The organism is Afifella sp. H1R, assembly GCF_021462425.1.
GTDB classification, from domain to species: Bacteria; Pseudomonadota; Alphaproteobacteria; order Rhizobiales; family Afifellaceae; genus Afifella; species Afifella aestuarii.
This window is the reverse complement of record NZ_JAKEDY010000001.1, coordinates 1-25,455: the sequence shown is the minus strand read 5'-3', so window position 1 is coordinate 25,455 and position 25,455 is coordinate 1. Positions and strand designations below refer to the sequence as shown.

At 62.8% G+C, this 25,455-nt stretch carries 35 protein-coding genes and 1 pseudogene; 20 read left to right on the top strand and 16 right to left on the bottom strand.

Annotated elements, in window-relative coordinates; genetic code table 11:
* Positions 1-137: 137 nt before the first annotated feature.
* The 13 genes and pseudogenes from L0F51_RS00175 to L0F51_RS00115 form a co-directional block, all read right to left on the bottom strand.
* On the bottom strand, positions 138-638 hold the full coding sequence (locus tag L0F51_RS00175) for a DUF6362 family protein (protein WP_234627402.1): 501 nt from the start codon (positions 636-638) through the stop codon (positions 138-140).
* Positions 638-880, bottom strand: coding sequence for a hypothetical protein (locus L0F51_RS00170; RefSeq protein ID WP_234627401.1), 243 nt, complete (start codon positions 878-880; stop codon positions 638-640). The genes L0F51_RS00175 and L0F51_RS00170 overlap by 1 nt, the downstream gene beginning before the upstream one ends.
* 14 nt (positions 881-894) lie before the next feature.
* Positions 895-3,225 (bottom strand): AAA family ATPase, encoded by a 2,331-nt coding sequence (locus L0F51_RS00165; protein ID WP_234627400.1) that lies wholly within the window; start codon positions 3,223-3,225, stop codon positions 895-897.
* Positions 3,222-3,557 (bottom strand): hypothetical protein, encoded by a 336-nt coding sequence (locus tag L0F51_RS00160; RefSeq protein ID WP_234627399.1) that lies wholly within the window; start codon positions 3,555-3,557, stop codon positions 3,222-3,224. The genes L0F51_RS00165 and L0F51_RS00160 overlap by 4 nt, the downstream gene beginning before the upstream one ends.
* Positions 3,554-3,739, bottom strand: a complete 186-nt coding sequence (locus L0F51_RS20085; RefSeq protein WP_234629421.1) for a hypothetical protein — start codon at positions 3,737-3,739, stop codon at positions 3,554-3,556. Before L0F51_RS20085 ends, L0F51_RS00160 begins: the two co-directional genes overlap by 4 nt.
* A 156-nt stretch (positions 3,740-3,895) precedes the next feature.
* Positions 3,896-4,291: pseudogene (locus tag L0F51_RS20080) on the bottom strand (DNA N-6-adenine-methyltransferase); the annotation flags it as partial.
* A gap of 605 nt (positions 4,292-4,896) precedes the next feature.
* Positions 4,897-5,115, bottom strand: a complete 219-nt coding sequence (locus L0F51_RS00145; protein WP_234627398.1) for a hypothetical protein — start codon at positions 5,113-5,115, stop codon at positions 4,897-4,899.
* On the bottom strand, positions 5,112-5,297 hold the full coding sequence (locus L0F51_RS00140) for a hypothetical protein (protein WP_234627397.1): 186 nt from the start codon (positions 5,295-5,297) through the stop codon (positions 5,112-5,114). Before L0F51_RS00140 ends, L0F51_RS00145 begins: the two co-directional genes overlap by 4 nt.
* A complete protein-coding gene (locus L0F51_RS00135) occupies positions 5,294-5,845 on the bottom strand; it encodes a hypothetical protein (protein ID WP_234627396.1) in 552 nt (183 codons plus the stop codon). Before L0F51_RS00135 ends, L0F51_RS00140 begins: the two co-directional genes overlap by 4 nt.
* Positions 5,846-5,848: 3 nt before the next feature.
* Positions 5,849-6,424 carry a hypothetical protein gene (locus L0F51_RS00130; protein WP_234627395.1) on the bottom strand — a complete coding sequence of 192 codons (576 nt, stop codon included), beginning with the start codon at positions 6,422-6,424 and terminating at the stop codon, positions 5,849-5,851.
* A 47-nt stretch (positions 6,425-6,471) separates the two neighbouring features.
* Positions 6,472-6,969 carry a GcrA family cell cycle regulator gene (locus tag L0F51_RS00125; protein WP_234627394.1) on the bottom strand — a complete coding sequence of 166 codons (498 nt, stop codon included), beginning with the start codon at positions 6,967-6,969 and terminating at the stop codon, positions 6,472-6,474.
* Between the two features lie 930 nt (positions 6,970-7,899).
* Positions 7,900-8,196, bottom strand: a complete 297-nt coding sequence (locus L0F51_RS00120) for a hypothetical protein (protein ID WP_234627393.1) — start codon at positions 8,194-8,196, stop codon at positions 7,900-7,902.
* Positions 8,197-8,557: 361 nt separating this feature from the next.
* Entirely contained in the window at positions 8,558-8,944 is a 387-nt protein-coding gene (locus L0F51_RS00115) for a hypothetical protein (protein ID WP_234627392.1), read from the bottom strand.
* 157 nt (positions 8,945-9,101) lie between these two features.
* On the opposite strand from L0F51_RS00115, the gene L0F51_RS00110 reads away from it, so the two are divergent.
* The gene (locus L0F51_RS00110; protein WP_234627391.1) at positions 9,102-9,389 is read left to right on the top strand and encodes a hypothetical protein; all 288 of its coding nucleotides are present in this window, start codon (positions 9,102-9,104) and stop codon (positions 9,387-9,389) included.
* Between the two features lie 2 nt (positions 9,390-9,391).
* Here L0F51_RS00110 and L0F51_RS00105 read toward each other — a convergent pair whose 3' ends face one another.
* Positions 9,392-9,646 carry a hypothetical protein gene (locus L0F51_RS00105; RefSeq protein WP_234627390.1) on the bottom strand — a complete coding sequence of 85 codons (255 nt, stop codon included), beginning with the start codon at positions 9,644-9,646 and terminating at the stop codon, positions 9,392-9,394.
* A gap of 90 nt (positions 9,647-9,736) precedes the next feature.
* Between L0F51_RS00105 and L0F51_RS00100 the strand changes: the two genes are divergently transcribed.
* The 14 genes from L0F51_RS00100 (at position 9,737) to L0F51_RS00035 (ending at position 18,462) form a co-directional block, all read left to right on the top strand.
* Entirely contained in the window at positions 9,737-10,339 is a 603-nt protein-coding gene (locus tag L0F51_RS00100; protein ID WP_234627389.1) for an XRE family transcriptional regulator, read from the top strand.
* 536 nt (positions 10,340-10,875) lie between these two features.
* Positions 10,876-11,763, top strand: a complete 888-nt coding sequence (locus L0F51_RS00095) for a hypothetical protein (protein ID WP_234627388.1) — start codon at positions 10,876-10,878, stop codon at positions 11,761-11,763.
* Positions 11,760-12,029 carry a hypothetical protein gene (locus L0F51_RS00090; RefSeq protein WP_234627387.1) on the top strand — a complete coding sequence of 90 codons (270 nt, stop codon included), beginning with the start codon at positions 11,760-11,762 and terminating at the stop codon, positions 12,027-12,029. The genes L0F51_RS00095 and L0F51_RS00090 overlap by 4 nt, the downstream gene beginning before the upstream one ends.
* A complete protein-coding gene (locus tag L0F51_RS00085) occupies positions 12,026-12,229 on the top strand; it encodes a hypothetical protein (protein ID WP_234627386.1) in 204 nt (67 codons plus the stop codon). The genes L0F51_RS00090 and L0F51_RS00085 overlap by 4 nt, the downstream gene beginning before the upstream one ends.
* The gene (locus L0F51_RS00080) at positions 12,229-12,798 is read left to right on the top strand and encodes a hypothetical protein (protein ID WP_234627385.1); all 570 of its coding nucleotides are present in this window, start codon (positions 12,229-12,231) and stop codon (positions 12,796-12,798) included. The genes L0F51_RS00085 and L0F51_RS00080 overlap by 1 nt, the downstream gene beginning before the upstream one ends.
* Positions 12,791-12,964: a hypothetical protein gene (locus L0F51_RS00075; RefSeq protein WP_234627384.1), complete on the top strand. Its 174-nt coding sequence runs from the start codon at positions 12,791-12,793 to the stop codon at positions 12,962-12,964. The genes L0F51_RS00080 and L0F51_RS00075 overlap by 8 nt, the downstream gene beginning before the upstream one ends.
* Positions 12,961-13,878: a YqaJ viral recombinase family protein gene (locus L0F51_RS00070; RefSeq protein ID WP_234627383.1), complete on the top strand. Its 918-nt coding sequence runs from the start codon at positions 12,961-12,963 to the stop codon at positions 13,876-13,878. Before L0F51_RS00075 ends, L0F51_RS00070 begins: the two co-directional genes overlap by 4 nt.
* The gene (locus L0F51_RS00065) at positions 13,875-15,119 is read left to right on the top strand and encodes a hypothetical protein (protein ID WP_234627382.1); all 1,245 of its coding nucleotides are present in this window, start codon (positions 13,875-13,877) and stop codon (positions 15,117-15,119) included. Before L0F51_RS00070 ends, L0F51_RS00065 begins: the two co-directional genes overlap by 4 nt.
* 10 nt (positions 15,120-15,129) lie before the next feature.
* Complete coding sequence (locus L0F51_RS00060) at positions 15,130-15,846, top strand: exonuclease domain-containing protein (protein ID WP_234627381.1); 717 nt, start codon at positions 15,130-15,132, stop codon at positions 15,844-15,846.
* Positions 15,843-16,136 carry a hypothetical protein gene (locus L0F51_RS00055; protein ID WP_234627380.1) on the top strand — a complete coding sequence of 98 codons (294 nt, stop codon included), beginning with the start codon at positions 15,843-15,845 and terminating at the stop codon, positions 16,134-16,136. The genes L0F51_RS00060 and L0F51_RS00055 overlap by 4 nt, the downstream gene beginning before the upstream one ends.
* 52 nt (positions 16,137-16,188) lie before the next feature.
* On the top strand, positions 16,189-17,298 hold the full coding sequence (locus L0F51_RS00050) for a hypothetical protein (RefSeq protein ID WP_234627379.1): 1,110 nt from the start codon (positions 16,189-16,191) through the stop codon (positions 17,296-17,298).
* Positions 17,299-17,300: 2 nt separating this feature from the next.
* Positions 17,301-17,543 carry a helix-turn-helix domain-containing protein gene (locus L0F51_RS00045; protein ID WP_234627378.1) on the top strand — a complete coding sequence of 81 codons (243 nt, stop codon included), beginning with the start codon at positions 17,301-17,303 and terminating at the stop codon, positions 17,541-17,543.
* Entirely contained in the window at positions 17,540-18,199 is a 660-nt protein-coding gene (locus tag L0F51_RS00040; RefSeq protein WP_234627377.1) for a hypothetical protein, read from the top strand. Before L0F51_RS00045 ends, L0F51_RS00040 begins: the two co-directional genes overlap by 4 nt.
* Positions 18,196-18,462 carry a hypothetical protein gene (locus L0F51_RS00035; protein WP_234627376.1) on the top strand — a complete coding sequence of 89 codons (267 nt, stop codon included), beginning with the start codon at positions 18,196-18,198 and terminating at the stop codon, positions 18,460-18,462. Before L0F51_RS00040 ends, L0F51_RS00035 begins: the two co-directional genes overlap by 4 nt.
* A 17-nt stretch (positions 18,463-18,479) precedes the next feature.
* On the opposite strand, the gene L0F51_RS00030 is transcribed toward L0F51_RS00035, so the two are convergent.
* Positions 18,480-18,866 (bottom strand): type II toxin-antitoxin system HicB family antitoxin, encoded by a 387-nt coding sequence (locus L0F51_RS00030; protein WP_234627375.1) that lies wholly within the window; start codon positions 18,864-18,866, stop codon positions 18,480-18,482.
* A gap of 57 nt (positions 18,867-18,923) precedes the next feature.
* Positions 18,924-19,112, bottom strand: coding sequence for a type II toxin-antitoxin system HicA family toxin (locus tag L0F51_RS00025; protein WP_234627374.1), 189 nt, complete (start codon positions 19,110-19,112; stop codon positions 18,924-18,926).
* Between the two features lie 104 nt (positions 19,113-19,216).
* Here L0F51_RS00025 and L0F51_RS00020 point away from each other — a divergent pair, with 104 nt between their 5' ends.
* The 5 genes from L0F51_RS00020 (at position 19,217) to cas3 (ending at position 25,274) form a co-directional block, all read left to right on the top strand.
* Positions 19,217-19,810 (top strand): J domain-containing protein, encoded by a 594-nt coding sequence (locus L0F51_RS00020; RefSeq protein WP_234627373.1) that lies wholly within the window; start codon positions 19,217-19,219, stop codon positions 19,808-19,810.
* Between the two features lie 152 nt (positions 19,811-19,962).
* A complete protein-coding gene (locus L0F51_RS00015) occupies positions 19,963-20,187 on the top strand; it encodes a hypothetical protein (RefSeq protein ID WP_234627372.1) in 225 nt (74 codons plus the stop codon).
* A 442-nt stretch (positions 20,188-20,629) separates the two neighbouring features.
* On the top strand, positions 20,630-20,944 hold the full coding sequence (locus tag L0F51_RS20075) for a helix-turn-helix domain-containing protein (protein ID WP_370642274.1): 315 nt from the start codon (positions 20,630-20,632) through the stop codon (positions 20,942-20,944).
* Positions 20,827-21,873 carry a tyrosine-type recombinase/integrase gene (locus L0F51_RS00010; protein WP_370642357.1) on the top strand — a complete coding sequence of 349 codons (1,047 nt, stop codon included), beginning with the start codon at positions 20,827-20,829 and terminating at the stop codon, positions 21,871-21,873. The genes L0F51_RS20075 and L0F51_RS00010 overlap by 118 nt, the downstream gene beginning before the upstream one ends.
* 710 nt (positions 21,874-22,583) lie before the next feature.
* On the top strand, positions 22,584-25,274 hold the full coding sequence (gene cas3 / locus L0F51_RS00005; RefSeq protein ID WP_234627370.1) for a CRISPR-associated helicase Cas3': 2,691 nt from the start codon (positions 22,584-22,586) through the stop codon (positions 25,272-25,274).
* Positions 25,275-25,455 lie beyond the last annotated feature (181 nt).

Sequence of the window (25,455 nt, the reverse complement as noted above, 5' to 3'; positions counted from 1 at the left end):
GACTGCTCACTCTGCTCACGTCAAGCGATCACGTTTTGTGACTTGAACAAGAGTTTGCTTTAACTCACTGTCACAAGGCACAGGCGCAGCGCCATTTTTTGGATTAACGGTTCTTCGCGACTTGTTCAAAGGAGCCTTTAGAAGACGCCGACTTTCTTCGCGTTGAGCCGTTCGGAGATGATTTCGAGGGCCCGCATCCTCCGCCGGCGCCACATGTTCCGCTCCCAGCCGAAGAGCTCCTGCAACCGCTCCCGATTGAGGCCCCAGGCGGTCGCCATCGCCCAAACCTGAACCTGCCGGCGGAAGTCGTGATCCGATGTCGGCAAAAGCTCGATGCTCCATGAGAGAGCGGCAAGCATGCGGCTGATCTCTGCAGGCGTCGGCGGGATCTTAGCGCCGCGGGTGCGCCATCGCGGGCGTGTGGGCTCCTTGGCGGACATCCCCTCAACTTGGTTCCGGAGATCCGCGAAGTCGTGGAGATAGGCCGGCCAGTTCGATCCGTAGCCGGCCGGCCCGATATCGGACGGCATCCGGCGGAGCGTTTTGAAAGCTTCAATGAGCTTTTCTCCGACGTGCTCGGGCGTCCATTCGTCCGGCAGATCCTCAGCCCGCGCGGCAGGTTCGGCAATGATCGGCATCAGCCCTCCTCACCCATAGTTGGCGCAAACGCATCAATCGTGGCGAGGAACTCCTCCATCCGCCTCTCCTCTTCTGCGGCTCTTCGTCTGGCTCGATTGATCTCGATCCGCAGCTCATCCGCCTTGCGGATTGTCTCTCTCGAGAGCAGCCCTCCGCTCAGGTTCTCATCGTCAACCACAGCCGCGACGAGAGCTTCGGCTCGGGAGACAAGCAGCGAGACATGTGGGGACAGGCGGGACATCGTGACCTCTCCCCTTACCAAGGAAGCTCGGCTGTCGGGTCGAGGTCATCACCACATCCGAAACTGTCGTGTCCACCTTCTGTCGCGCCAGTGTCGGTGCTCTGTCCGCTTGCCGGGTCAGCCGCGTCCGCCATCTGTCCACGCTTCGTCATCGCCTTGGATGTCTCAGGAATTCCCCGAACCGGGCGCCCCTTGTGCCACATGTACGGGCGGCTCCAGCCCAGGACGTTGGCCGGCATCAGCTTGTCGCGCGCACGCTGGAACTCCTTGTTGATGGCACCTGCCGTGCGCTCGTCGTCGGGAGACATCTCTTTCATGACGGCGCGATAATGATCGTAGTGCAGCACCATAGTGCCAGGCGGCACACCCTTGTGCTCCTCGCGTTCGCCTTCGCTCAGGAAGTGCCCATGCCGCTTAAGCGCCTCAAACATGGCGACAAGGACGCGGCGCTCGACCACATTGGGCGACCACATTTGTCGCTCCAGCTGGCGGTCTATCGCCTGCCCATCGGAGAGCGGGTCGACGACGCAGGACGTGATCGGCTTCTCGGCGCCGTCCTTTCGCCAGCCTGTGCCGATGCGCACAGATTTGAGACCGAACCGGAAAGAGATGTTGTCCTCTCCGTCCTTCTGCTTCGTCAGCGTCGCGGTCCTGGTGCCGTCGGAATTGGCGACTTCGATGACCTGATCGACATTGGCGAGAATGGACGTGTGGCCGCGAAGCTTAGTGCCGCCCGCGTTCATGTGGTGCACGAGCGACACGTGGCAGGCGCACTCTTCGGAGATGCGCGCGATGTTCGCCAGCACCGTCGACATGTCCTTGCCGCTGTTTTCGTCTGCACCCGCAGTGGCGGTCGACAGGGTGTCGATTACGACGAGGCGCAGCGGCAGGTCCCAGTAGGCGGCCCATGCCTTAATTTCCTCGATCAAAGGGCCGGTCGAGCCATCGGTGTGGTAGAGATCAACGGGCGACGAAAGGAGAACGAACGGCAAATCGGCCTTGGGTGATAGTCCGTAATGCTGACGATAGGCCCTAAGGCGTTTCAGGATGCCCCGCGCGCCCTCGCCGGCCTGATAGATGACGAGACCCGGCTGAACGTCGCGACCGAAGAACGTCTTGCCCTGCGCGACAGACATCGCGGCATCGATCGCTAAGAAGCTCTTCCCGGACCTCGACGGCCCGGCGATGATCGATCGGTCACCGACCGAGAGAAAATCTTCGATCAGCCATTCGTGCTCTGGCCCGGGCAAGTCGAGCTGCGACCAGAGGCGAGCCTTAAAATGGCTCGGTGGTGGCCCTGGCACCCACGGCTTTGCATGATCCGCAATCGCCTGATGGAAGAGCTCCGCCGTTCCGCCCGCCTTTTCCTTCCAGTCGGTGATATCGTCCTTCTCGCCGATCTCTGACCAGATAGCTTTCAGGTCGAGATGGCGGACGGAGTTGGCGACGGGCTTCAGCGCTGCGCCAATGGTCAGGATGTGCTTGCGCCCGGCATCATCGTTGTCACCGATGAGGATGACGTCGGCGCCCTTAAGCGCTTCGGTGTATTCCGGCTTCCATGACGCGGCGCCGCCGGCGTTGCAGGTCGCGACGGCGCCGAACTCGACGACCGTGAGCGCATCCTTCTCGCCCTCCGTCAGAACGACGGGCCGGCTGAGCGAGATCGCCTCCAGCACCTCCGGAAGCCGGTAGAGCACCCTTCGGCATTCGTCGAAGGCGCGGCGCTCTGAATAGTCTTTACCGTCCTTCGCCTTGTACCAGTCGCCGGCGCGAGTCCTGCCGTATTCCCCGGCGCTGAGGCCCCATACCCAGCCGCCATCCGGCGCCGGCCTGCGCTGTCGGAAGCGCGGCTTCACATCCTTCGGGTACTTCAGAACCTCGTAGAGCAGCTCGCCGGCTTCGTCCTCATAGCGGTAGGTCGCGATCGGCCCAGTGCTGGCATCAAACTTCGGCGATGAAGACGGCTCCTCGGGCTCCCACGGCGGCGGCTCATCCGGCACATAGGGGGAGGAGAAGCTCGGCCCGCCATTCGCGTAGCCGTTGGAATGGCCGTTATGGGCGCTTCCGTTTCGATCGTCACGAGGCGGGATCAAGTGCCGCCGCTCGAGCTCTTGGAGGGCGGCCCCCTTGTCGAGACCAAGAAAGCGAGCGCAGAACTGCAGCGTGCCTCCGCCCTCGTTCTGCTCATTATCGTACCAGGTGTGCTTCTGCAAATCGACCGCGATCGAGCCCTTGCGCCCATAGCGATCCTCGCGCCCTTTGGATGATAGGGCGGCATTAAACTTGTCGCCCAGAACATCGCGAGCGAGCGCAGGCAGTGCCGATGCGAGGGCGTCCGCGCTCATATCAGGCTCGACACCCCGTCATCCAAGACGGCGTCGACCGTGGTCCGACCTTCCTCCAGATCCGCAGCAAGCACGCCGACAATTCGGGCGACGAGATCTGTCACAGATATGCCGCGCGCCCTGGCAGCGGGCTCCAGCCGATTGAGAGGCCAACCAATCGAGTTCGGGTCACGCGACCGGCGTCGCAGTCCGTATCTGCCGAGATGGACGCGGACGGCGTCGCCGGAGCAGCCAAGCTCAGCGCCAATCTCATCCCAGGACATGCCGCTGCCGCAGAGATAGGCGGCCCGGGCGAGCTTGGAGTTACACCAGGAGAGGCGGTCGGAAGTCATGTGGCCCCCGGATGCAGCCGCCACACCCCACGCTCGATGCGCTCGAATGGCCCGCGCTGAAGCGTCTGCCGGATCTTCTCACGCACATGCCGATTGTCGCGAGCCGTCGCTGTGCCGATGAGGGCCCGGTAAAGCGCATCAATCGTGACTGGCCCGTCTTCGGCAGCCAGGATTTCAAGCACCGCCTCTCGCCAAGTCCGGCGCCTCAAGAGAATCGGCAGGAAGCGAGGCAATCTGAGCGGCACAAAATGGCCGGCGAGCCCGCACCCGGCTAGGATCTCAGCGTCATCACAACCGTAGGCAGCGAGCACGTTCGGCGCCCCTGCATTAGCAGCGGCGCGCCGGCCGTCTGGATGATGGAAGTGAAGCCGCCCATCAAGGAATAGCGCCGCGTCAGCCGCCCCAAGAATGTCCCGCTGGAACCAGATTGTGTCCGTACGAGCGAAGACAAGCGCAACTCCCCGGCCTCCCGCGCGGCAGTGGGCTGCCATTCGCGCCATCCACGACTGAATGAGAGCTCGGGCATAAGGCGGATTTAAGAAAACTCGCCCGAACCATTCCCGAGCAAGCCCATCGTCAGCCTCCACAAAATGACGTTCAGCGGTAGGCCACGGCCGCGGGTTTGGGGCAGCACAGGGATCGAGATCGAAGTCCCCCAGAGCAGCCAGCACGTGTGGAGGCGTCAGCCAGACTTGCGAGCCTGGCGGCGTATTGTGCGGGTGGCGGTGGGTCATTTGCCCATCCTCCGCAACCAACGAAGCGATGGCGCTCCGTCAAACCCCTTCAGCCAGACGACCCAGCAAAAGTCCTTCGTCCCGTTCCCAGGCTTCTCTCCTGCTTGGATAACTGCACCAGGCGGCATGGACGGGCGCGGCCCCAACAGCCAGACACGGTAGAGAGACGTTGTCTCCAGCCACGCCCCTCGCTCTGCAGAATTGAGCCACACAGTCGGCAGCAGAAGCGCGACCTTGTACTGTGTGACCTTCAGCGCATGCCGGACGAAACACCGGCTCTTGTCCCGGGGATCACACAGCCCGAATGGTGGGTTAGAGACAATGTTGCGAGCGCCATCATAACTTGTGAGGAAATCGCATTCTTCGGCGCAATTATCAGACCTGCGGACAATGTCTGTGCCGAAAGCGGTAAGGCCGGACCGAAACGCCGCGTCTACGATGCGTCCAAGGCCGCACGCTGGGTCCATGATCATGCCGTCGAACGGCTCGACCTGAAACAGTCGTTCAGAAACCCATTCCGGCTCGACGTACCAATCGAACGGGTCACGATCCCACAACTTGGCGTGTTTCGCGCGGGGTTCGGTCTGAGTAAGTTCGCAGCTCATTTAGGCGACCCCACTCGGTACGACTGGGGGGGGGGCACCCAGGAAGGCATCGCCCTGCGCAGTGACGCAGCCCTTCGCCATGAGGCCCTTGACCACGCGCTTGTTGAGCCTGTTGCCACCGATATCCGTAAACACACCCTCGACGGGGATGATAACTGGGTGATCCCGCAGGCGGCTGAGCATTGCGGCTTGCTGGCGGGTCAATTTCTTCTCACTCATTCCGCCGGCTCCCCTTCCAGCAGCGCATGCAGGTCCGGCCGTTCGGCGATCCGCTCCAGCAGCCTCTGGATCGCGCGGAATTGCACCGCGCGGCGCGACTCTTGCCCCCACATCTCGTCATTGTGCTCGGCGAGCTGCGCTGTCGCCTTCGCCGTCGCGATGAGCTCGGAAAGTGGGATCATGCTGCCGGCTCCTGGAACATCGCAAAGCTCGGCAGCGGCGCCCTGAACAGCGTCGCACTCGCCCAATCGAAGATCGCGCAGGCATCGCCGCGGTTGTCATCTCGGCAATCGCCGGGGATGAGACCGAGCAAATGGCAGCGTTCGATTACAGCCCGTTTGGCTTTCTGCCGATCGCCCCACCGAGCCCGGCCAGTGAAGTGCTTCCGAACCGTCTGGACGTTCACCGTTTTGCTCGGGATGCCGTAGGCGCCGCACACGGCCTCCACGGCTCCGACGAGCATCCATGTGAGATCGGCCGTGCGGCTGGCGTTGCCGGCCTCCAGCATGGCTCCAGTCGCCATGGGGGCCTCATAAATCACCATGTGCGGCAGGCTCAGGACGAACTGATCGCGGAGCCAGCAGGCAAGATTTCGTGGCGCCCGCATCGGCTCGTCGTCACGCTTCTTGAGGCGCACCACACCTGACCGCGGCAGGGCACCGGGCTGCCCCGTCGCGAAGCCGGTGTTTGTCGCGATGTCCAACGTGAGGATGATGCGCTCGTCGGACACGGCTCAGTTGACCTTGTGCGATCCCGGCGCATCAGCGCCCGGGAAACCGGAGCCGCGAAGCTTCTTGTCGACGCTATCATTCTGCTTGCGCAGTCGATCAGCGTAGGACGTCGTCACCTCTTCGGGTGCTTCCGCCATCTCCTTGGCTGTGGCCGCCTTCACATCAGCATCAGACGGCTTGACATCCTTCGGCTCCTGCTTGGCATTTCCGCCAGTGCCAGCTGAAGACTTTGCCAGGGCCGCATCCCCCAGCGGCGTATCCGCAAGATCGCCGAGAGCAAGTCGGATGTTGTCGTAGGTGTCCTGCTGATCGGGCTCCATGTCCTCGCGGAGCGCATCGATCTGTGCTTCCAGTTGACGCCGCTTGACGTTCGCCTTCAGCTCCTTCTTCGGAATCCCAGCATCCTTGGCATTGTCGTAGACGCCCGAAATGAGCTCGCGGCGCCCCTGGCACCACGCCATATACTCGCCCTTCTTCGTCTCCATCTCGGCGAAGATGCGCTCAATCTGCGAGACGAAGGTCTGGCACTTCTGCGGATCGAAGCCGTTATGGCCCGCCCTCGGTTCTGTCTCTGTCATTCGCGTGTTCTCCTTCCCGGTTGAGAGCTTTCCTTGCGGCGTCGGCGTCATGCTGCCGGCCTCTTCCTGAGCCCGAGACGTTTGGACTTGCTGATCACGGAGTTGCGGGAGAGACCGAGGCGATCGGCGATCAGCTGCGCGGAGGCGCCGGCTGCGTGCATTGCCTTAAGCCGCTCGACCCGGTCGCTCGTCCAGGGAGAATCTGAGCGCTCGCGACCGACCTGAGCCTCTATTGAGGCCTGCTTAAAAGCTGCAGCCGCAACGAATATCTGAGCTGCCGCAGGATGCTTGGGATGCGCGGTTGCCATCGCTGCAAGCGACCGATTGCTCATGTCGATGAGCTGCTGGCGGGTCCATTTCGTGCCGGGAACGAAGCGCCGATCCTCATCAAAAGGCGGTGACACGTGCCGCTCAAGAACCTTCTTGATCATGCCGCGGGACACGCCGAAATGCCGCGCGATCTCGTCGCGACTCATCCCGTCACGGATCATCTGCTTGAGCCGATCGACACGACCCGGCACCCATTTGGTCGGCTCCGCCGTCATGCCATAGCCTCTTGTTTCGCCAGGGATTTGAGGTCGGAGACGGCGCGGCGCTCACTCGACGTGCCCACGCCGGCCGCCATCGCGGCGTGCGTGGTGCAATACGGGCTGCCAGGAACGCGAGGGCAGCCGCAGACTGCCTTCTCGGCGTAATCGGCTAGCTCATCCCACATCGGCCACCGGCAGTGCCGCGAACCAGACGCCTCGAAGTGAATGGGGGCGAAGTGCAGCTCGTCAGCGCCGGCCGGCTGAGGCGCCGGCCTCCCACCGGCTCGGGGCTTTGAGCGACCCTCGCTCTCCCGCCTGACGTCGCGTCGGCGGGAATTGGACGGGGTGACGGAGGTCGACCCTACCGTCGCTTGCGCCACCCCGGAGCCGTTCGATTCGGACGGCCCCTTATTCGCGGTCTTTGCGGGCGCGGGCTTGTCTATTGGGGCCGCTGCCGCTGTCGCCCCGCGGCGCACCTTAGGAGCCGCGATCGAAATGGTTGCCGGGGCTTTCTCAGCCTCGCGCCCGGCAGACGAGGACAATAATGGGGACGTCGACACCCCACTCTGAGTTCTTGCCGGCCCGCTGTCGGGCTCCTGGCCGGCGCAGGAGGAAGCAGGCTCTGGGAACACCTCCCGACGCGGTTCTTCATCGTCATCCGCCGCGGCAAGGGCCACCATGTGCCATTCGACATGCAGCGCGGACGCAATTTCGCGAAGCGTCATGCCCATCTGCTGTCCCGCGCGCACCAGCGAGCGCTTTTCAGCTCGGCTTAGCCGCGACCACGGTTTCTTCAGGCGGACGTTGCGGACGGGCAATGTCATCGCTGAGACCTCACCTTTCCATGCGCAGCCTCGGCGCGTCGCCGCCACGCACGGGCAAGCTCGAAATGCCGCGACGCTCGACCTTCACAGACGCGGAACCAGACCGCCCACAGCAGACGTTTCATGCGCCCTCCAAAGCGCGCCGCCGCTCGCGAAGCGCCTCTTCCTCGGCTTTGAGCTGGTCAATGCGCTGCTGCCGTCCGGCCTCGGAAAGCCAATCGGGGGCGCCGTGCGCGGCCGCAGCAAGAAACTCAGGGCCATAAACCCCGACCATGACGAGGCCATTCGCGAAGCTCGGCCGCGACCGGAGCTCCAACCACCCCTCGATCGTGCGCGCCGAAATGCCGGTGTCGGCCTCGACGTTCATGGCTGTGCTGATCGGATGGATGCGCCGCAGAAAGGCCGCCAGGCCTTCCATATCGAGCCCAACCCGTGACTTTACGGATCGATTTCCGCACTTTCCCGTAGCGTTGTACGCAGACACCCCGTTCTCCGTGGCTGATCTTGGACCAGTCATCACGGTTAGGGAGGATGCGAAGTGTGCAGAGACAGCCGACATCACGAGAGCTCCGGGGTATGGGAGCCTTTGGGAGCCCTCGTCGGGCGGCTGGTCGAAATGCTGACGTCAAATGGCGTCAGGCCGAAAAACAGAGTGAACGGACTGCGATCGAAGCCCGCCGGCAACGCCGGCGGCGATAGCCGAGAAGCGCAGGCCTCGAGATATGGATCGGATGCGAGCTCAGGATCGTAGGCATCGCTCGAGATGTCGGAGCAAGGCATCAGACCGCCTCGTCTTTGGGCCCGACCATCCACGCCGGGGGACATGGGATGTCCTGATGCTGAGGTCGCCACAAATGCAGGCAGTGCGGGTGATGATTCACATGCTGAGACAGCGGAACATGCAACTGCATCGCCGTTTCATCGTCGCAGAAGAAGAGCCGCTTGACGTACTCCATCTCAGACCAGTGCGGGCACCGGGTGGGCCGAGACACCGAGACATGGTCCCAACCCCCGCCGGTCGACGCGACGACGCGCATCGGGGCGCGATCGACCGGCGACGCAACCTCGAACATGCCGCAGCCGCCATCTCCAATGCCGCCAAACCGCCGAACGATCTCGGAGCCGGTCTGCCGATAGGCGTCAAGGAGGTGAAGATCGCGCATCACCAATCCTCCCCATCGAACCAACCGCGCCGCGCACCGATAAAGACGAGCGCAGACGAGACGCAGAACGCGAGAACGATGAGCGCGAGTATCAGATTGGCGGCGGTCATTCCCGCCCCCGGTCCGCTATGCTGACCGACAACCCCAGCGGAGAATGGCCATGAAGCAGAAAGTCGACGATCTCGTCACCGAGCAGCTCTTTGCCCAGATCGCGAGCCTGAAGCTCCTGATCGGCATCTTCATCGAAGCGACGCTTCCGCCCGACGACGCCGAGGCCATGCAACAACTCGAAGGGCTCAAGCGACATATTGCGGTAGCCGCGCGCCCGGAAGCCTTCCCTGGCTTCTCGCGGGGTTCCGCCGAGCGTCTCGCCAAGGCGGCCGAGATCGATGCGGTAGCGCTGGTCGCCGATATCGAGCGCCGGATCCGACGCGCCGGAAAGCAGTGAGGTCATGCCGCGGCCTCGCTTGTCTGTGGCCGCGGGACGCCGGCGGGCCAGTCCAGCCCGTCCGGCCAATTCGCTGAGAACCAGGTCATGACCTCGTCGTATTTTCGCGCGGTGAAGGAGCTCGACCCATCGGCAAGCCTGTCGAAGAACCGCCAATCACCGGCGGCCAGCCGGCCGATCGTGGAGCGCTTCCTCCCGCGTTCGCGGCAGTAAGCCTCGGCACAGGAGATGAGATTTTGGGCTAGCTCGGTTTCCATGATGGCGACGAAGATAGTCGGACGTTTCCGACCATGTCAATCGGAAATCTCCGAATAGCGTCGTTTTAGTTTCTGTCGGATAAACCCGACATGGAGAACGGCTTGAAAGAACGGGTGCGCCAACGGCTTGATGATCTCGGGATCAATCCCTTCGAGGCCGCTCGTCGCGCAGGCGTGGAGCGGAACTTCATCAACGACCTCCTCTCGGGTCGGAAGAGATCGATCCGCGACACAAGCCTGACGAAGCTCGCTCGGGGGCTGAACACAAGCGAAGCGTGGCTCCTCGGCAGGTTGTCGGAAGACGACAATCCTAGACGTGCAGTTCCGCTTGTCGGCTTTGTCGGCGCAGGCGGCGAAGCTCACCTGTTCGGAGCTGGCCAGGGCCCGTTCGATGACGTTCCAGCGCCATCTGGAGCCACCGAACACACCGTCGCAGTCGAGATACGCGGCGACAGCCTGGGTAGCATCTTCAACGGTTGGCGCGCCTATTACGACGAGGTTCGCGCGCCAGTGACCCCGGATCTGATCGGAAGTCTTTGCGTCGTCGGCCTCGACGACGATCGGGTCCTCGTGAAGAAGCTTGCTTCGTCCGAACGAGTTGGACGGTTTCACTTGTTATCGGAAAATGCAGAGCCGATTTTCGATGCCCACGTGGTGTGGGCAGCGAAGGTGCTCGACATGAAGCCTCGGTGAGCTGAGCAAGCGCTCGCGCCCTCAAGGGCAAGCGAGCGCGCAAGCAGTTTTCTGCCTCGCGGCTCTTCACTCAGAATCTCAACTTCTGTGCATAGGGAGATTCAGCGAGTCGATGGGTCGCGCTTTATGCGCTCCCCTCTCCACAGACTCCTGAGTCTCTGAGCCGCGCGCCGACTTCATCTTCTTACCGTGTTCCGCGCAGGGGTCGCTTCGCTTGTAGCGGCACGCATTCGGCCGCGTCAAGAAAAAATCGGACACTTCCGACTTTTCCTGTTGCACATCGGAGATATCCGACTTATTGTCCTCCTCATCGATCGGAGGACGCGATGAACACGACATCCCTGCATGAGCGGGCACCCAAAGCTGGCGAGAACGACAGCGCGGCGCATCCTTCGCTGAAGGCGTTCGCATCGATCACAGATGGCACCCTCAGCATCTCCGCCGGCGACTTCACGACGACGATCTCTGTCGCCGATATCGCCTCGTCCTGGAACTCACTCTCGCAGTATCCCGAAAGGCGCGCACGCCTCGAACTCGTGGGGCTCTGCGAGCGTCTGAATGACTTCGGCGCCTATCTCGAAAAGCTTGAAGCCTCGAAAGCGGCCACCGCGGATTTCAAGGCTGCTGCCGAAGGCGAGCGCTTCGCCCGCAAGCATGTCGAGTTGACCCGCGCCTATTGGGCCGCCGAAAGCCGCTGCGCTTCCTCTTTCATCTGCGGGCCGGCCAACTTCCCCATCGCGCGGAATCGCAAACGAATGGACACGGCCGCAAAGCGCGGCGCCGAGATCAGCGACCATGTCGCGCGATCGAAGAACGCAGCCAAGCGTCGCGCCTTTCCGCATGGTGCGCCTGGCAAGGCAATCCGATCGAACAATCCCGATGCGCTGGCGCTGTTGGCACAGAAGCGCGCAAATCTCATCGCTGAACGCGACGCTCTGAAAACCGCCAACGCTGTCTTGCGCAAGGCCGAGCGGTCCGGCGCCGACGAGGCAGAAATGGCCGCGGCGGTGGCGGCAGCCATGGGCTGGAAACAAAGCACCGCCAGGACCTTCATCACCCCGAACTACATGGGCAAGCGCGGAGCCGAGGGCTTCCGTTTCCAGAGCCTCGGCGCAGAAATCCGCCGGATCGACAAACGCATCGATGCGATATCCGCTCAGGTCGACCGCGGCGAGGTGGAGAAAACAAAGGAGACGGCAGCCGGAGATGTTCGCATCGTCGAAGACCCGGAAGCAGGCCGTATCCAGTTGTTCTTTCCGGACAAGCCGGATGAGGCCACGCGTTCACTCCTGAAGAGCCGGGGGTTTCGATGGGCTCCATCAGCTGGCGCCTGGCAGCGTCACCTGAACCAGAACGGCCGGTGCGCAGTCGAGCATGTCATGAAGGCGCTAGGCGACGCCCTTTGCACAGGGAGGGCAGCATGACCCTTCCCTACTTCCGCGGCTGTTGGACGGACGAGGATGGCGAAGCCCACTTTTACAGCCACGGCTACTGCATCGTGGAGACCTCCGGCGGCGACTGGCAGGTCCAGCGCGCCGACGCACGAAATGAATATCACGAAGTCTGCACGGTCCCGCACTTCGACGAAGCCGAGCGGCGAATGGCCGATGCCTATGCCGAGGATCGCAGAGAAGCGGCTGCAGCTCGCCTAGACCGGATAAGCGGCAAGAAGCTCAGGAGGGCGGCATGACCCGCGAACAGGTTCTCGCCTGTCTCGAGGCGTCGAAGCGCGCCGCGGAGAAATCTCAAGCCGAAGATGAGGCGTCACGCCTCACTGAATGGGCCCGTGAAATGCGTGGTCGTGCCGAAGCGCTCGACGAAGCCATTCGTCTTGTCTCGATGCTCCCGGACGACGGCGATCGCTTGGCAGCAACGAGGGAGACCGCGTGATGGCAGACAGGACCAAAGAAGCCGAGATTGAGAAGCTGCGTATCGCAACCAGGCAGCTCCAAGCGGAACTGACGTCGATGGCGCGCACGATGCGTCATGCTGAAGTTGTGGTCGGTTCAACTGTCCAGACGCTGGAGGATGAAGGCGACCGCGTCTACTTCGCCAGCACCAATCAAGCCGATCAGCTCCGCGATCTCCATCTCGAGATGGATGAGTGGGAATGGCACATGATCCGGCGGCATGCGGGAAAAGAGGATGTTTACGCGGCCTGCCGCATGGCCAACGACAAGCTCCGGTCCGCCCAGTGTGACATCGCCTCTCTCCGCGATCGGGCTGAGAGAGCCGAAGAAGCCCTCCGCTTCTATGCCGATATCGCTTCCTGGACGCAGCTGACCATCGAACAGCAGCGTGCGAAGCAAAGAAGCACTGGAGATGGCGCCGATGTAACGACAGCTGTCCGCTGCGGGGATTACGTCCGCGAGGCGCCTGCTGGCTATGCTCTGTCAGCGGCTGATAAGGATGCGGGCGATAAGGCACGTGCCGTCCTCAAGGAGGCCGGCAATGTCTGACCTCCCCCTCCTCCGCGCACGCGGCCGGTTGGCGAACGCCGACGCATTTTTGCGGCGTGCGACCGACATGGGCCTCTCTGCCTGGGTCGCCGACGCGTTGGCTGCCCTGTCTACCGCGGGTCTCATCCTCTCGGGCATCGGCCATCTCATCGGGTGGTGGTCATGAGCGCGGTCACCTATCCCGTCACGGATCGAGCCACTTGGCTCGCCAAACGTCGGCATTCGATCAATGGCAGCGAGGTCGCGGCGGTCTTCGGTGTTTCCCCGTTCATGACGCCGCTTGATCTCTATCTCGCCAAGATCAACGGCCGTGAGATCGACGACAACGCGCTCCTGCAGAGGGGCCGCTGGCTTGAGGCAGCCGCCCTCGCCGCGCTTGCCGACGAGCGACCAGAGATGCAGTGCAGAGCTGCTGGTGTCTTCGTGCAGGATACCGAGCTTCGACTCGGCGCAACGCCGGATTTGATCGCCGACGGCTTCGATGGTGAACCGGTCGAAGTCAAGGCGCCAACCCCGCGGGTCTTCGAAACAGAATGGGAAGACGGGCCGCCGCTGCACTACCAGCTGCAGGCGCTGACCCAGGCGGTTCTGCTCGACAAGCCGAAGTGCTGGATCGCGGCCCTCGTTGTCGACGGCTGGAAAGCCGATCTGCGCATCTTCGAGATCGAGCGTGTCGCCGCTGCGGAAGAGCGGGTTCTCCAAGGCGTCGCCGCTTTCTGGAAGCGCCTAGAGAACCAGGATCCACCGCCCGCAACGTACGGCGAAGACGCGGCCGCTCTTGCGGCGCTCTATCCACGCGAAACGGTCGGCAAAGAAATCGACCTCTCCGGCGACAACATGCTTCCTGAGCTCCTGGATGAGCGCGCCGAGATTACGTCGCGACAGAGTGCCGACAAGAAGCGTCGAGACGCGATCGATGACGAGATCAAGGCGAAGCTCGGAGATGCCGAGCGCGCCATCCTCGCCGATGGCCGGTCCATCTCGTGGAAGACACAACACCGCAAAGAAGTGACGCTCGCTGCGACGTCGTTCCGCGTCCTTCGCATCCACACACCGAAAGCATGGGGGAAAGCGGCATGAGCGCGCTTGCAGAAGCCGTCGAGACTTCGACGGATATCATCAAACACGTCGAGGCGAACCCTACGCTCGTCCTCATCGACAGCGAGAAATTCGAAGTATTTTACGCCGAGATTTTGCGGGAGGTAGAGGCGTTCGTCGCTGACACGTCGACACCGTCCGGACGCAAAGCGATTGGATCCCTCGCCTACAAGGTCGCGCGGACGAAGACAGCCATCGACGACGCTGGCAAGCGCCTCAATGAAGAGGCCCGTCAGCGCATCAACAAGGTCGATGAATCCCGGCGGCATGTCCGCGCTCGCCTGGACGCACTCCGCGACCAGGTTCGGCAGCCGCTTACGGAATGGGAAGAGGCGGAGAAGGCTCGCATTGAAGCGCTGAAGCGTGGCTTGGCGGAGATAGAGGTCGCTGCCATCGTCGACCCCGATGACACCGTGCAGACAATTAGCGCGCGTCTTGAGACACTTGGTACACTTCGGGTTGACGCCGAGACCTACCAGGAATTTCACACAGATGCGGCACGCCTGCGCAACAGCGCAGTTGAAATCCTGACAGCCAATCTGAGACGCATTCGCCAAGAGGAAGCCGACCGCGCGGAGCTGGAGCGTCTACGAGCTGAGGCCGCCGAACGGGACCGCAAGGAGCAAGAGCGCATCGCCGCCGAGCAAGAGCGAGAACAAAGGCGTGACTACGCGAGGCGGCTGATTGAGCACTGCAAGCAATGCGCCCTCGGCATGATCGACGGAACTCCGTATCCGTACGTGATCCTGTTTCGTGAGCTGGAAGAAAAGCTCGTCGTGGACGACGCTTGCGGTGACCTCGCGGGAGAGGTGGAAGCCGCTCGCCAGGAGGCGCTCGCTTCGCTTCGAGAGGCGCAAAGGCGTGACGCCGAACGTCATGAGGCCGAGCGCGCGGCAGCCGAAGCTCGTCTTGCTGAAGAGGCAGCAGCCCGTGCGCAGCGCGAGGCCGAAGAGCGTCACACTGCCGAGCTTCGACGGATAGAGGAAGAGCGTGCCGCCGAGCGGCGCAAGGCTGAAAGAGAAGCCGCAGAGAAAGCGGAGGCCGAACGCCGAGAGCGCGAGGCTGCGGAAGCTCGCCAGCGGGACCGCGAACACCGGTCCAAGGTCATGGCAGCCTCGACAGAAGCGGTCATGGAAGCCGGCACAATCTCCGAGGCGAAGGCCAAGCTAATCGTCGCGGCGATAGCTGCCGGCAGCGTCCCCAACGTCACTATTCGGTTTTGAGGATACGCACATGAGGACGCTCTTCCGCGTGGTCGACTTCGAGACGACAGGCACCCCCACGGACGAAGAACGGCATGCGATCTGTGAGATCGGGTGGTGCGACGTGCTCCCCGTCGGTGACACGGCATGGCGCGTCGTGGCGCCTCCGGCAGCGATGCTGGTCAATCCGCACCGCCCGATATCGATCGAGGCTCTGGCAGTGCACCACATCACTGATGCGCAATGTGCGGCAGCCCCTGACGTGACCGACGGATTTCGGCACCTGATGGACGGCATGGACGACCGGACTACGGTCTTCGTGGCCCACAACGCCGACTTTGAGCGAGAGTTCTTTGGGGGCGGCGATGTGCCCTGGATATGCACCTACAAGAGCGCGCTCCGGGTCTGGCCCGACGCGCCGTCTCACAGCAACCAGGTGCTGCGGTACCACCACGATCTGAAGCTTGATGCCGAGCTCGCCCTGCCGCCGCACCGCGCCGGACCGGACGCCTATGTCACGGCGTGGCTCCTGAAGGCGCTTCTGGAAGCCGGTGCCGACCCGGAAGAGATGATCCGCTGGTCGCGCGGTCCGGCGTTGCTGCCGAAGGTCACGTTCGGCAAGCACAAGGGCGCGAAGTGGCAGGACGTGCCCACGGATTACCTCCGTTGGCTCGCCGACAAATCCGACATGAGCAGAGACGTGAAGGCGAATGCCCGCCATCACCTGAAGCAGAGGGAAGCAGCATGAGCACTCGCGAAGCCACTATCGTCACGGGAATACCTTGGGGACAGGACGGCGAAGAGGGCATCTATTACCAGCTAGGATCCAAGTACAGGCGCCCTGTCGGCAACACCTGGGAGGACGTCGGCGTGGTGTCTCGCATTACCGTCACGGACGACCTTCCCGGCCTCCACTGCAACATGGAGCGGGTTCGCGTCTTCGACGGTGAGACAGTCATTTTCGAGGCCCCACTTCATTCGCTCGAAGGCGTTGCATACGCCCCGCCGTCGCCGGCTCTGAACGAGGAGCAGGAGTGATGACCGAGAGCAAGCTCTTCACGCGCAACGATCACCTGAAGCAGAGGGCAGCATGACCAAGCACGAAATGCAGCACGTTACCGACGATGGCGAATTCGTCGCCGGTCTCCCCGCCGCATATGGTGAGGCAACACAGAGCCTAGCCGTCAGCCTGGCGCGAGCCGAGGTTGATCAGCAGATCGCCACAGCCCGCGCGATGCCGCGCTCGGTAAAGCGCGCCGTCGACAACATCCTGTCTCTTGCGACGCTTGATGAGCGCAGCGCCGAGGAATGCGTCTACGCACTCCCACGCGGCGGCAAGCCGATCAAAGGCCCGTCAATTCGCCTCGCCGAGATCATCGCCGGCCAGTGGGGCAACTGCCGCGTCGGTGCGCGCGTCGTGCACGTCGACCGGCTGGAGAAGTACGTCGAAGCAGAAGGCATCTTTCACGATCTGGAGACCAACGTCGCCACCACGTCGCGGGTGCGGCGCCGGATTTCCGACAAGCACGGACGCCTCTTGAACGACGATATGATCGTCGTCACCGGCAATGCAGCGTGTGCAATCGCTAAGCGCAATGCGATCCTCGGTGCCGTGCCAAAGGCTGTCTGGCGACGCTCCTACGATGCTGTGGAGTCCGTCGTTGCTGGAGACGTAAAAACTCTCGCCGAGCGTCGCGACAACGCGATGAAGGCGTTCGCGACCTTTGGAGTGACGCCGGAACAGATCTTCGAAGCTCTTGGCATCGCCGGGATGGAGGAGATCACGCTGGAGCACATGCCAACGCTGATGGGCATGCACTCCGCTCTGAAGAGCGGCGAAGCTACCGTCGAGGAAATGTTTCCGAAGAAACCCGCCCCCGGCAAAGCGCCAGCGAAGTCGCTGCAGGAGTTTGGTTCGCCGGCGACCGACACGGGCAAAACCGAAGCGCCCGAGAACGAAAAGCCGAAGAACACTACCTCCAAGAACGCTGGTCCGGCCGCCAGCGAAGCCGGTCCCGCCCATACGTCCTCCGCTGAGGGCGGGACCGGCGACATCTCGAACGAAGAGGCAGAAGCCCTCGCCGAGATCGCTGCCCAGAAAAGAGAGGCAGGGATGCAGGCGTTTGCCGAGTGGTTCGCAGGGCTCTCCGCGGCTCAGCGAGCCGCGCTGCCGTCCGAAGACCCAGACGAAGCGGAGTGAGGATGTCTACGACCTACGCAGAGCGCACCATGGCTCAGGAAATCGGCGGTCGCATCCGGATAGCCCGAGAGGCCGCCGGCCTCAGTCTCACCTCGGTTGCCGGCCGCATCGGCGTCACGAAGGCGACAGTGCACAGATACGAGATGGGCACCTGCCCCATGCCGACGGTGAGGTTTGTCCGCATTGCCGAGATCGTCGGCGTGACGCCCGGCGACATTCTTCTCGATCGGAAGGCCACGCGATGAATGTGCGTCCAATTCTCTTCGGCGGGCCGATGGTGCACGAGATCCTCGAGAGGAGGAAGACGCAGACGCGGCGGGTGCTCAAGCCGCAGTTTGAAGGCATGCATCTTGATCGCCTCGGGCCGACCGGCTGGCAGTGGACTGGTGAAGGCGGCCTGCCGCACATTCCGGTCCGCGTGCCATATGCCGTCGGCGATCTCCTCTGGGTAAGGGAGACGTGGCGAGCTGGCCGCGGATATGATGGCGCAAAAATCAAGGACATAGCCCCGTGGTCGCGACTCTGGTTTGACGCCGGCGATTGCAATGACAATGCCGGCGTCATCGGGCGAAAATCTCGCCCATCCATCCACATGCCGCGATGGGCGAGTCGAATCACGCTCCGCGTCATCGACGTGCGCGTGGAACGACTACAGGGCATCAGTGAAGAGGATGCCGTAGCAGAAGGCGTCCGTGAAACGGACTTCTACGACAACGCGGAACGAAAGGTCGCGGCCGGAGCCCCTTATTCGATCGAGAGGCTGGCCTTTGCAGACCTGTGGCAATCAATCAACGTCAAGCGCCCCGGTTGCACATGGGAGGATAACCCATGGGTCGCCGTCGTCAGCTTCGATCCGCTCTTCGCGAATGTCGACGAGATCGTGGCGAGGGAAGTGGCATGAACGACCACGCCCGCCCGCTCAACGATGCACTTCTGATCCTGCACGACTCGCTGAAAGTTGCCGGGATCGATGCCGCTGCAGCCGAACTCGTGCTCACAGAAGAGGATGCGCTGAAAGCTCGTCGGATCATCAAGCCGATGAGTGGTGTCATCTATCGAGGCTCGGAGGTGGCCGCCGGGGCGTCTGTCTTCCGATGCTCAGGGATCTCGGTTTGGGGCTTCCAGGGCGCCGGTAAGAACAATCTGAAGGAAGACGTGGCATGACGCGACCTCTCCTCACTTCAGCCGCCCATTTGCGCCACACGCCGCGCCATCCAGTTGACATAGGCCGTGCGGGTCATGCCGCGTCGTTTCGACTCGGCATCGATAAATGCGAGCACGTCCTCGTCCAGCGTGAGATTGGCGCGCACGGACTTGCCGGAGAGCGCAATCAGCGGCACGGAAACAAGCGTCGCTCCATCCGGCACGTGCACATCTTCAGGCGCGGAGGGCGCCGGCAAGGCGGCCCCATCCTTTTCCGCTTCCAGGGCCGCGTCGCGCAGAGCCTCCTCGGCATTCAGCATCGCCGCGTCGATGGTTTCCCCCATAGCGACGATGCCATCAAGATCCGGAAAGACGACGCCGTAAGCGCCCTTTTCGCCGTCGATCAGCGCAGGATAACGGTTCATGGCTCACATCCTCTCAACACAATCAGGGCAAACGCGGGAACAGCCTGGGAGGCTGGCCTAAACTGGCCAGCCCGCCTTTTTCGCTATCGAACGCCAGACACCCGGCGACACCGTTTTGTGTCTTGGAACCGTGATGACGCCTTCAATGACATCATGGCGGTAAATGTCGTGGTTCGATCCGTTCCGGGCAAGATACCAACCGTCCTTCTCAAGGCGTTTGATGATCTTTGCCGTTTGCTGTTCCATCGTCCCCGCCCCTTTCTATGTGCATATATATGCACTCTTTTGCTCGTGATGACAAGCGAAATCGTGCATTATGATGCACTTTTTTATGCGCCAGGGGTGGGACAATGAGCGTTGCCGCATTCCCACTAACGTGGCCAGACCACATCGATCGGGCGTCGAGGCGCGAAGGAGGCCGCTTCAAGACAACGCTGCCGAACGCCCTAAAGAACGTCGAAGACAGCATCCGCCGGTTCGCATCTGATAGCGGCAAGAAGGTCGAGAACCTGGTGATCTCATCGAACTATTCGCTCGGTGATCGCCGGCCTTCCGACCCTGGCGTCGCCGTATGGTTCTGGTGGGATGGAATGCAGGTCTGCATCCCCGTCGACCGGTACCTGCTGATCGAGCACAACCTGCAGGCCATCCACCACGTCATCGAGGCGCGGCGAACCGAGCTTCGGCACGGAACGCTCGCCTTGGTTCGGGCAACCTTCAAGGGGTTTCAGGCTCTTCCACCGCCCGGTCAGGCGGAAAGCGCGAAGTGGTGGCGCATCCTCGGCGTGAAAGAAGACGCGACAGAAGCCGAAATCAAAGCTGCCTATCGCCACAAAGCGGCAGAGTTGCATCCAGATCGGCCTGGCGGCTCAGAAACGGCCATGGCCGAATTGAACCGCGCGCGGGATGAGGCGCTAAGGAGATCAGGTCATGAGAGAGACTGAACTCCCATGAGTTCGGCCCACACGCACTACTGCCCTGCAAGCGCCACGGCGCGCATTGATCGCCTTTTCGGGCAAGCCGCAGAGCATGCCGAGGTGAACCCCGGCACGCTTCGGGTCGAGACTGTCTCTGGAAAGATATTGTGGAGCCCCCAATGAACACCGAAGAGCGTATTCCCTTACCGGCAATAACTGAGCGGCAACGCAAGCTGACGCGGGCGCGCGCGCTCGCCGCGTCGCTGGTGCTGCGCCATGGCGAGGAGCTTCTGCCGATCTTTGACCGGCTCGACCGCGAATGCGCCGCCCTGGAAAAGCGCGAAGACGCGCTCGACCGCGTGCGCGCCATCGCCGCGACCCGGGCGCAAGCCGCGGCCGGGTGAGGAAGGGTAAACGACATGCAAAACGTTCGTGAGGTGCCGTTCCCAGACCATATCCCGCCGCGGCAGGAGTGCTGCGTTCCAGGCTGCAATAAATCGTGGCCGTATCGGCCAGAGAATTTCGGCTGTGATCTGATCTGTAGGCAACACCTTAAGATGTCTCCGCCGTCGCTTCTAAGACGGTGGAAGGCCGTAAAGCGCGCCTATGCCGGCCAACGGCGTCGCATGCCTCAAAACCGCGACTACAGCAGAATCACGCGGATGGAGAAGCTGCTCGACAAATTCTGGGAGCGCATCATTGCGAACGCTACCCCGGGCGAGAAGCCGGCTGGCATGGAAGCGATTCTGGACGAAATGGGCGTGCGGGGATGACGACTGAAACCGACCTCAAAACCCTCCGCGTCCTGCCGTCCGACATGCAGGCCGCGCGCGACAGAGCCTAATCATGCCTCGTCACGTCACAGCAGCCGAACTCGCCTCAGAATACGGCATGTCACCGAGGCACTGGACGCGGCTCGCTGCAGCAGGGAAGATACCTGGGGCATGGCAACCCGGCGGGGCTGGAGGCAAATGGCTTTTCGACCCGAAGGAATTCGCCGTATGGCGTCGCTCACAGCGCAGGACCACTGATCGATGGCAGCCATCTATCGCCGCGGAAAGATATGGTGGGGCCGCGCCACCCGGGCCGGCAAGGAACATCGGAAGTCCCTCGGCACCCAGGATAGACGCGTGGCTGAAACGCGTCTCCGAAACTGGCTGAACCAGCTCGACAAGCTCAAATGGGGGGAGAAGCCGGCAAGGCGATGGGAAGACGTGTGGCCGCACTTCCTTGAGCAGCACGCCCCGACGATCAAGCGGTCGAGCCTGACACGCTATGGCGTCAGCCTGAAGAACCTGTCTCGCGTCCTTGACGGCAAGACAATTCAGGACGTCGGGACAGCGCTCTTAAGCGACTTCGTGGCAATGCGCCGAGGAGACGGAGTCACAAGCGCATCGATCCGACGCGATCTCACATGCCTGTCGCTGATCATCGCTTACTGCGAGGAGTGGGAATGGGTCGAAGCCGGCTCGAATCCAGTGCCGACCTTCATGCGTCGCATGCGCCGCCGCGGTCTGAAGGAGAGCCCGCCACGCACACGCTATCTCTCCCCCGCGGAAGAAGAGGCATTGCTCGCACACATGTCAGAGCCTTGCCGCACGGCCGCCATTCTTTCGATCGACACCGGTCTACGCGATCAGGAGATTTTCGACCTGAAATGGTATCAGATCGACTTCGACGCCGGCCTCGTCCGGACCACCACGAAGACCAAATCCGGCAAGGCCCGGGTCATTCCGCTCCTGCCCCGGTCGGCACAAATATTGGCACAGCGCCCACGGCATTTTCAGAGCCCCTACGTCATCTGCCACGCTGATGGCACTCGTTACGGCCGCACCATCAAGGCGTTCCAGACAGCAGCTCGGCATGCGGGCATTGCCGACCTCAAATGGCACGATCTGCGGCGCACGGCCGGATGCCGATGGCTGCAACGCGACGGCTATTCGATGGAGGAGGTATCCTGGTTCCTGGGCCATTCATCCGTGCAGGTGACCGAGAAGAGCTATGCCTTCCTCGACCTCGAAGCCTCGGCACAAAAGACGGCACAGACCCACGGTCATCATGCCACAAATCGAAGACAATCAACAGCTTAGAGCATACGCTGCCTGGACTCTGACTCCGTCGGTCCTGGTTCGAATCCAGGTTCCCCAGCCAATCACCCCTCAGTGATCGATATTCTTGCGCGCTTCGCGGGCCGCAAGGCCGATTCACACGGACCTGTCTCACAGAGATGTCTAACCGCTCCCGTCCTCAACCGGAGGACTTTTGAGCGTGACACGATTCAGCACGTCCATCGCCGCGGCGCCGTATATTGGTGGCGCCGCCGTTTACCCCTTTCTCGCGCAAGGCAAAGAGTTGGCGGCCGTGCAGACGGCGTCGCCCGGCGGCTCCATCCGCGCCCTCCGGCGATTCTCGGAGCACCTCCTCCTGGTGCGTGACAGATGGCAGGCGTCGGAGACGGTGCCGTGCTCGATACCGGGACAATCCGACGTCTCATTCCCAAGCTCATGGAGTCGAAACTCCGACCAACGGGACCTAGCAAGGCAAAGGCTGAATGGTCGACCACTGGAAATCGGTCAGCTCATAGCGTTGCGCACTCGAGACCTTCCTCGAGAACGTTGAAGCATCCTCGACGCGCCAATGAACATCCGCTCATGAGCTTATAATCCGGTCTGCCAGTCAGAAAGACGCGCGGGATACCCTTAGCAGCGGGGGTCGACGGAGAACCGCCAGGATTTGCGCGGACGCATGACTTGACCGACCCCGCCATAGGTCCGCAAACATGCATGAGAGGTAGGGGGTCATGGGGCAAGAGGACGATTGGCGCGGCGTCATTCCCTTCTGGGGCAAGACGCCTCCGCCCGCGTCGCATTCAAACGATGACGGCGCCTATAAACCAGTCCTGCATCATCTCATGGACGTCGGCGCCGTCGCGCTCGTCGCGCAACGCACGGTCCCATCGCGTCTGAGACGCATGGCCGATCTCCTCGGCGTGGATCCGGAATCACTTGCGCGCACCGCGGCCTTTCTTGCTGCACTTCACGATCTGGGGAAGTTTTCCAAATCATTCCAGGCTTTGCAGCCCGCTCTCTGGCCGCAAGAGCAATTGGGGCCGCTCAGCCCGGCAGTTCCCCTGCCCCACTGGCGGGCGAGCGCTCTTCTTCTCAATGCCGGGCCCATTGCACTCCTCCTCGACCCGCTGTTTCCGCGACTTCAAGGAAGCCGGCGGGCATCGATCATCGCGGCTGTCGCCGGCCACCATGGTCGCCCGACGGAGAGCCTCGAAGCGGGGGCCGACAAGACAGACGCCGAACGACACCCGGCGATCGGTCCGATCTGCGTCGATGCCGCCGCAACAGCGACACGCCTCCTGGCGGACATCATCCGGCCTGAGCCGCTTCCGGCGTTGCGTAATACGGGGGCTTGCCGCTGGTCCTGGCAGCTTTCCGGGCTGATCACCTTCGCCGACTGGATCGGCTCCGATGTCGCCTCCTTCAGCTTCCATCCGCCGGAGATGCCGCCGCAGGATTATTGGGAGCACGCTCTTACGGCGGCCGAAGCTGCGCTCCACGCAAAGGGCCTCGTGCCGCCCGCCGTTTTCGCAAAGCCCAGTCTCGCCCGTCTTGCCCCACACGCAGCCGCAGCGCCCCGTCCCTTGCAGACCGAGGCGGGACGTCTTGCGCTGCAGCAAGGTCCCAGTCTTATCGTGATCGAGGATCTGACAGGCGCCGGCAAAACCGAGGCTGCGGCTCTCGTCGCGGCCCGCATGATGACGGAGGGCAAGGGAGAAGGCATCTACTTCGCGCTGCCGACGGAGGCGACGGCCAATGCGATGCATGGCCGACTTGCCGCGTTCTATCGCGCTCTCTTCGAAGGCGGCTCCCCCTCACTCGTTCTTGCGCACGGCCATGCCCGGCACACGCAGGCCTTCCTCGCCTCTCTCCCGCTCTCCAACGGCGAAAGCCGCGGCGAGGACACGGCCGAAGGCGCCTTCTGTGCCGCCTGGATCGCCGATGATCGCCGCAAGGCGTTCTTTGCCGATGTCGGGGCCGGCACAATCGACCAGGCGTTTCTTTCCATCCTGCCCAAGAAGCACCTGACGCTTCGCCAATATGGCCTTGCGGGCCGTATCCTCATCATCGACGAGGCGCATTCCTTCGATGCTTATATGAGCCGGGAGCTTGCGACGCTGCTGCGCCTGCATGCCATGCAGGGCGGCTCGGCAATCGTTCTCTCCGCCACCCTCGCCGAGAAGCAGCGGCGCAGGCTCATCGAAGCCTTCACAGAGGGGCTGGGCGCTGACGAACCGCCGCGCGTCACGTCGAGCGCCTATCCACTCGTGACGATCGCATCCCGCGAGACCACGTGCGAGCGTCCGGTCGCCGCGTCCCCCAGCCTGGCGCGCGAAATCGGCGTGGAGCGGCTGGAGGATCGTCAACAAGCGCGCGCGATCGCCTTCTCACTCGCGAAAGACGGCGCCGCCGTGCTCGTTCTCGTCAATGCCGTCGATGAAGCCATCACCTTTTATGAGGCCCTCGTCTCCGAAATGCCGGAGCCGGAGAAAGTGCATCTCTTTCACGCCCGCTTCGCCCAGACGGACCGTCAGGCGATCGAGGCGGAGGTGCTTGCCCGCTTCGGAGCCGATGGCCCCGACGAGGGCCGCAGGGGCCACATTCTCGTCGCCACGCAGGTCGTCGAACAATCGCTGGATGTCGATTTCGACGTCCTCGTTTCCGATCTCGCGCCGATCGATCTCATCATTCAAAGAGCAGGCCGGATCTGGCGGCATCTCGACCGGCGGCCGGCCGCAGGCCGCCCCATCGCGGCGCCCCGCATCCAGGTGATTTCGCCGGACCCTGATGCGGTCACAGCCGCCGACTGGCTGCGCCCAGCGCTCGGCGGTGCGGCTTTCGTCTATCAGCATGCCGGCATCATGTGGCGTTCGGCAAAACTCCTTTTCGACGAGGGCCGGATCGTGGCGCCAGACCGCCTGCGGCATCTGATCGAGGCTGTTTATGCGAGCGATCGTGTCCCGGAATGCCTGGAGGCGGCTCAGCGCGAGGGCGAAGGCATTGCCCGCGCGGACGATGCGATGGGCCGCTGGAACGTCGTCGACCTCGCCAAGGGGTATGGAGGGCTGCCAAGCGATCTGCGCAACGATGAGGAGATCGGCACCCGCCTCGGCGAAGCCACCGTGACGTTGCGGCTCGCGAGGCGGAAAGGCGCAGAGGTCGTTCCCTGGGCAGACGCGCCGACGACGATGCAGGCCTGGGCCCTGTCGGAATGTCGCGTACGGGCCGCCTTCCTGCGCCAGGCAGCGCCTCTTCACGATGCCGCAGCGAATGCGGCGCGTGCCGACTGGCCGGAATGGGAGGCGAAGATCGTGCTCGTCGTCGTCGATGAGGACGGCAACCTTTCCCTCGCGAATCCCTCGGGAGACCACTTTGCTTATGACCCCGTACACGGCTTCCTCCGCAGTCAAAACGAGGGCTGAGGATCGGTAGTTTTAGGACGCTGGAAAAACCGCCCTCATTCCAATAACTTCCAAAAGGAGTGTTCCCCGCACACGCGGGGATGAACCGCCATGCCCAGGGCTGCCGGATGGAGAGTGCCTGTGTTCCCCGCACACGCGGGGATGAACCGTTCCGCGACTTCCTTTCGCTCGCGAAAATAAA

What these genes read in the sequence shown, in the direction of transcription:
- L0F51_RS00175 (WP_234627402.1), bottom strand. Translation starts at nt 638, where the DNA reads ATGCCGATCATTGCCGAACCTGCCGCGCGGGCTGAGGATCTGCCGGAC.
- L0F51_RS00170 (WP_234627401.1), bottom strand. Translation starts at nt 880, where the DNA reads ATGTCCCGCCTGTCCCCACATGTCTCGCTGCTTGTCTCCCGAGCCGAA.
- L0F51_RS00165 (WP_234627400.1), bottom strand. Translation starts at nt 3,225, where the DNA reads ATGAGCGCGGACGCCCTCGCATCGGCACTGCCTGCGCTCGCTCGCGAT.
- L0F51_RS00160 (WP_234627399.1), bottom strand. Translation starts at nt 3,557, where the DNA reads ATGACTTCCGACCGCCTCTCCTGGTGTAACTCCAAGCTCGCCCGGGCC.
- L0F51_RS00145 (WP_234627398.1), bottom strand. Translation starts at nt 5,115, where the DNA reads ATGAGTGAGAAGAAATTGACCCGCCAGCAAGCCGCAATGCTCAGCCGC.
- L0F51_RS00140 (WP_234627397.1), bottom strand. Translation starts at nt 5,297, where the DNA reads ATGATCCCACTTTCCGAGCTCATCGCGACGGCGAAGGCGACAGCGCAG.
- L0F51_RS00130 (WP_234627395.1), bottom strand. Translation starts at nt 6,424, where the DNA reads ATGACAGAGACAGAACCGAGGGCGGGCCATAACGGCTTCGATCCGCAG.
- L0F51_RS00125 (WP_234627394.1), bottom strand. Translation starts at nt 6,969, where the DNA reads ATGACGGCGGAGCCGACCAAATGGGTGCCGGGTCGTGTCGATCGGCTC.
- L0F51_RS00120 (WP_234627393.1), bottom strand. Translation starts at nt 8,196, where the DNA reads ATGGAAGGCCTGGCGGCCTTTCTGCGGCGCATCCATCCGATCAGCACA.
- L0F51_RS00110 (WP_234627391.1), top strand. Translation starts at nt 9,102, where the DNA reads ATGAAGCAGAAAGTCGACGATCTCGTCACCGAGCAGCTCTTTGCCCAG.
- L0F51_RS00105 (WP_234627390.1), bottom strand. Translation starts at nt 9,646, where the DNA reads ATGGAAACCGAGCTAGCCCAAAATCTCATCTCCTGTGCCGAGGCTTAC.
- L0F51_RS00100 (WP_234627389.1), top strand. Translation starts at nt 9,737, where the DNA reads ATGGAGAACGGCTTGAAAGAACGGGTGCGCCAACGGCTTGATGATCTC.
- L0F51_RS00090 (WP_234627387.1), top strand. Translation starts at nt 11,760, where the DNA reads ATGACCCTTCCCTACTTCCGCGGCTGTTGGACGGACGAGGATGGCGAA.
- L0F51_RS00085 (WP_234627386.1), top strand. Translation starts at nt 12,026, where the DNA reads ATGACCCGCGAACAGGTTCTCGCCTGTCTCGAGGCGTCGAAGCGCGCC.
- L0F51_RS00080 (WP_234627385.1), top strand. Translation starts at nt 12,229, where the DNA reads ATGGCAGACAGGACCAAAGAAGCCGAGATTGAGAAGCTGCGTATCGCA.
- L0F51_RS00075 (WP_234627384.1), top strand. Translation starts at nt 12,791, where the DNA reads ATGTCTGACCTCCCCCTCCTCCGCGCACGCGGCCGGTTGGCGAACGCC.
- L0F51_RS00070 (WP_234627383.1), top strand. Translation starts at nt 12,961, where the DNA reads ATGAGCGCGGTCACCTATCCCGTCACGGATCGAGCCACTTGGCTCGCC.
- L0F51_RS00065 (WP_234627382.1), top strand. Translation starts at nt 13,875, where the DNA reads ATGAGCGCGCTTGCAGAAGCCGTCGAGACTTCGACGGATATCATCAAA.
- L0F51_RS00060 (WP_234627381.1), top strand. Translation starts at nt 15,130, where the DNA reads ATGAGGACGCTCTTCCGCGTGGTCGACTTCGAGACGACAGGCACCCCC.
- L0F51_RS00055 (WP_234627380.1), top strand. Translation starts at nt 15,843, where the DNA reads ATGAGCACTCGCGAAGCCACTATCGTCACGGGAATACCTTGGGGACAG.
- L0F51_RS00050 (WP_234627379.1), top strand. Translation starts at nt 16,189, where the DNA reads ATGACCAAGCACGAAATGCAGCACGTTACCGACGATGGCGAATTCGTC.
- L0F51_RS00045 (WP_234627378.1), top strand. Translation starts at nt 17,301, where the DNA reads ATGTCTACGACCTACGCAGAGCGCACCATGGCTCAGGAAATCGGCGGT.
- L0F51_RS00040 (WP_234627377.1), top strand. Translation starts at nt 17,540, where the DNA reads ATGAATGTGCGTCCAATTCTCTTCGGCGGGCCGATGGTGCACGAGATC.
- L0F51_RS00035 (WP_234627376.1), top strand. Translation starts at nt 18,196, where the DNA reads ATGAACGACCACGCCCGCCCGCTCAACGATGCACTTCTGATCCTGCAC.
- L0F51_RS00030 (WP_234627375.1), bottom strand. Translation starts at nt 18,866, where the DNA reads ATGAACCGTTATCCTGCGCTGATCGACGGCGAAAAGGGCGCTTACGGC.
- L0F51_RS00025 (WP_234627374.1), bottom strand. Translation starts at nt 19,112, where the DNA reads ATGGAACAGCAAACGGCAAAGATCATCAAACGCCTTGAGAAGGACGGT.
- L0F51_RS00020 (WP_234627373.1), top strand. Translation starts at nt 19,217, where the DNA reads ATGAGCGTTGCCGCATTCCCACTAACGTGGCCAGACCACATCGATCGG.
- L0F51_RS00015 (WP_234627372.1), top strand. Translation starts at nt 19,963, where the DNA reads ATGAACACCGAAGAGCGTATTCCCTTACCGGCAATAACTGAGCGGCAA.
- L0F51_RS20075 (WP_370642274.1), top strand. Translation starts at nt 20,630, where the DNA reads ATGCCTCGTCACGTCACAGCAGCCGAACTCGCCTCAGAATACGGCATG.
- cas3 (WP_234627370.1), top strand. Translation starts at nt 22,584, where the DNA reads ATGGGGCAAGAGGACGATTGGCGCGGCGTCATTCCCTTCTGGGGCAAG.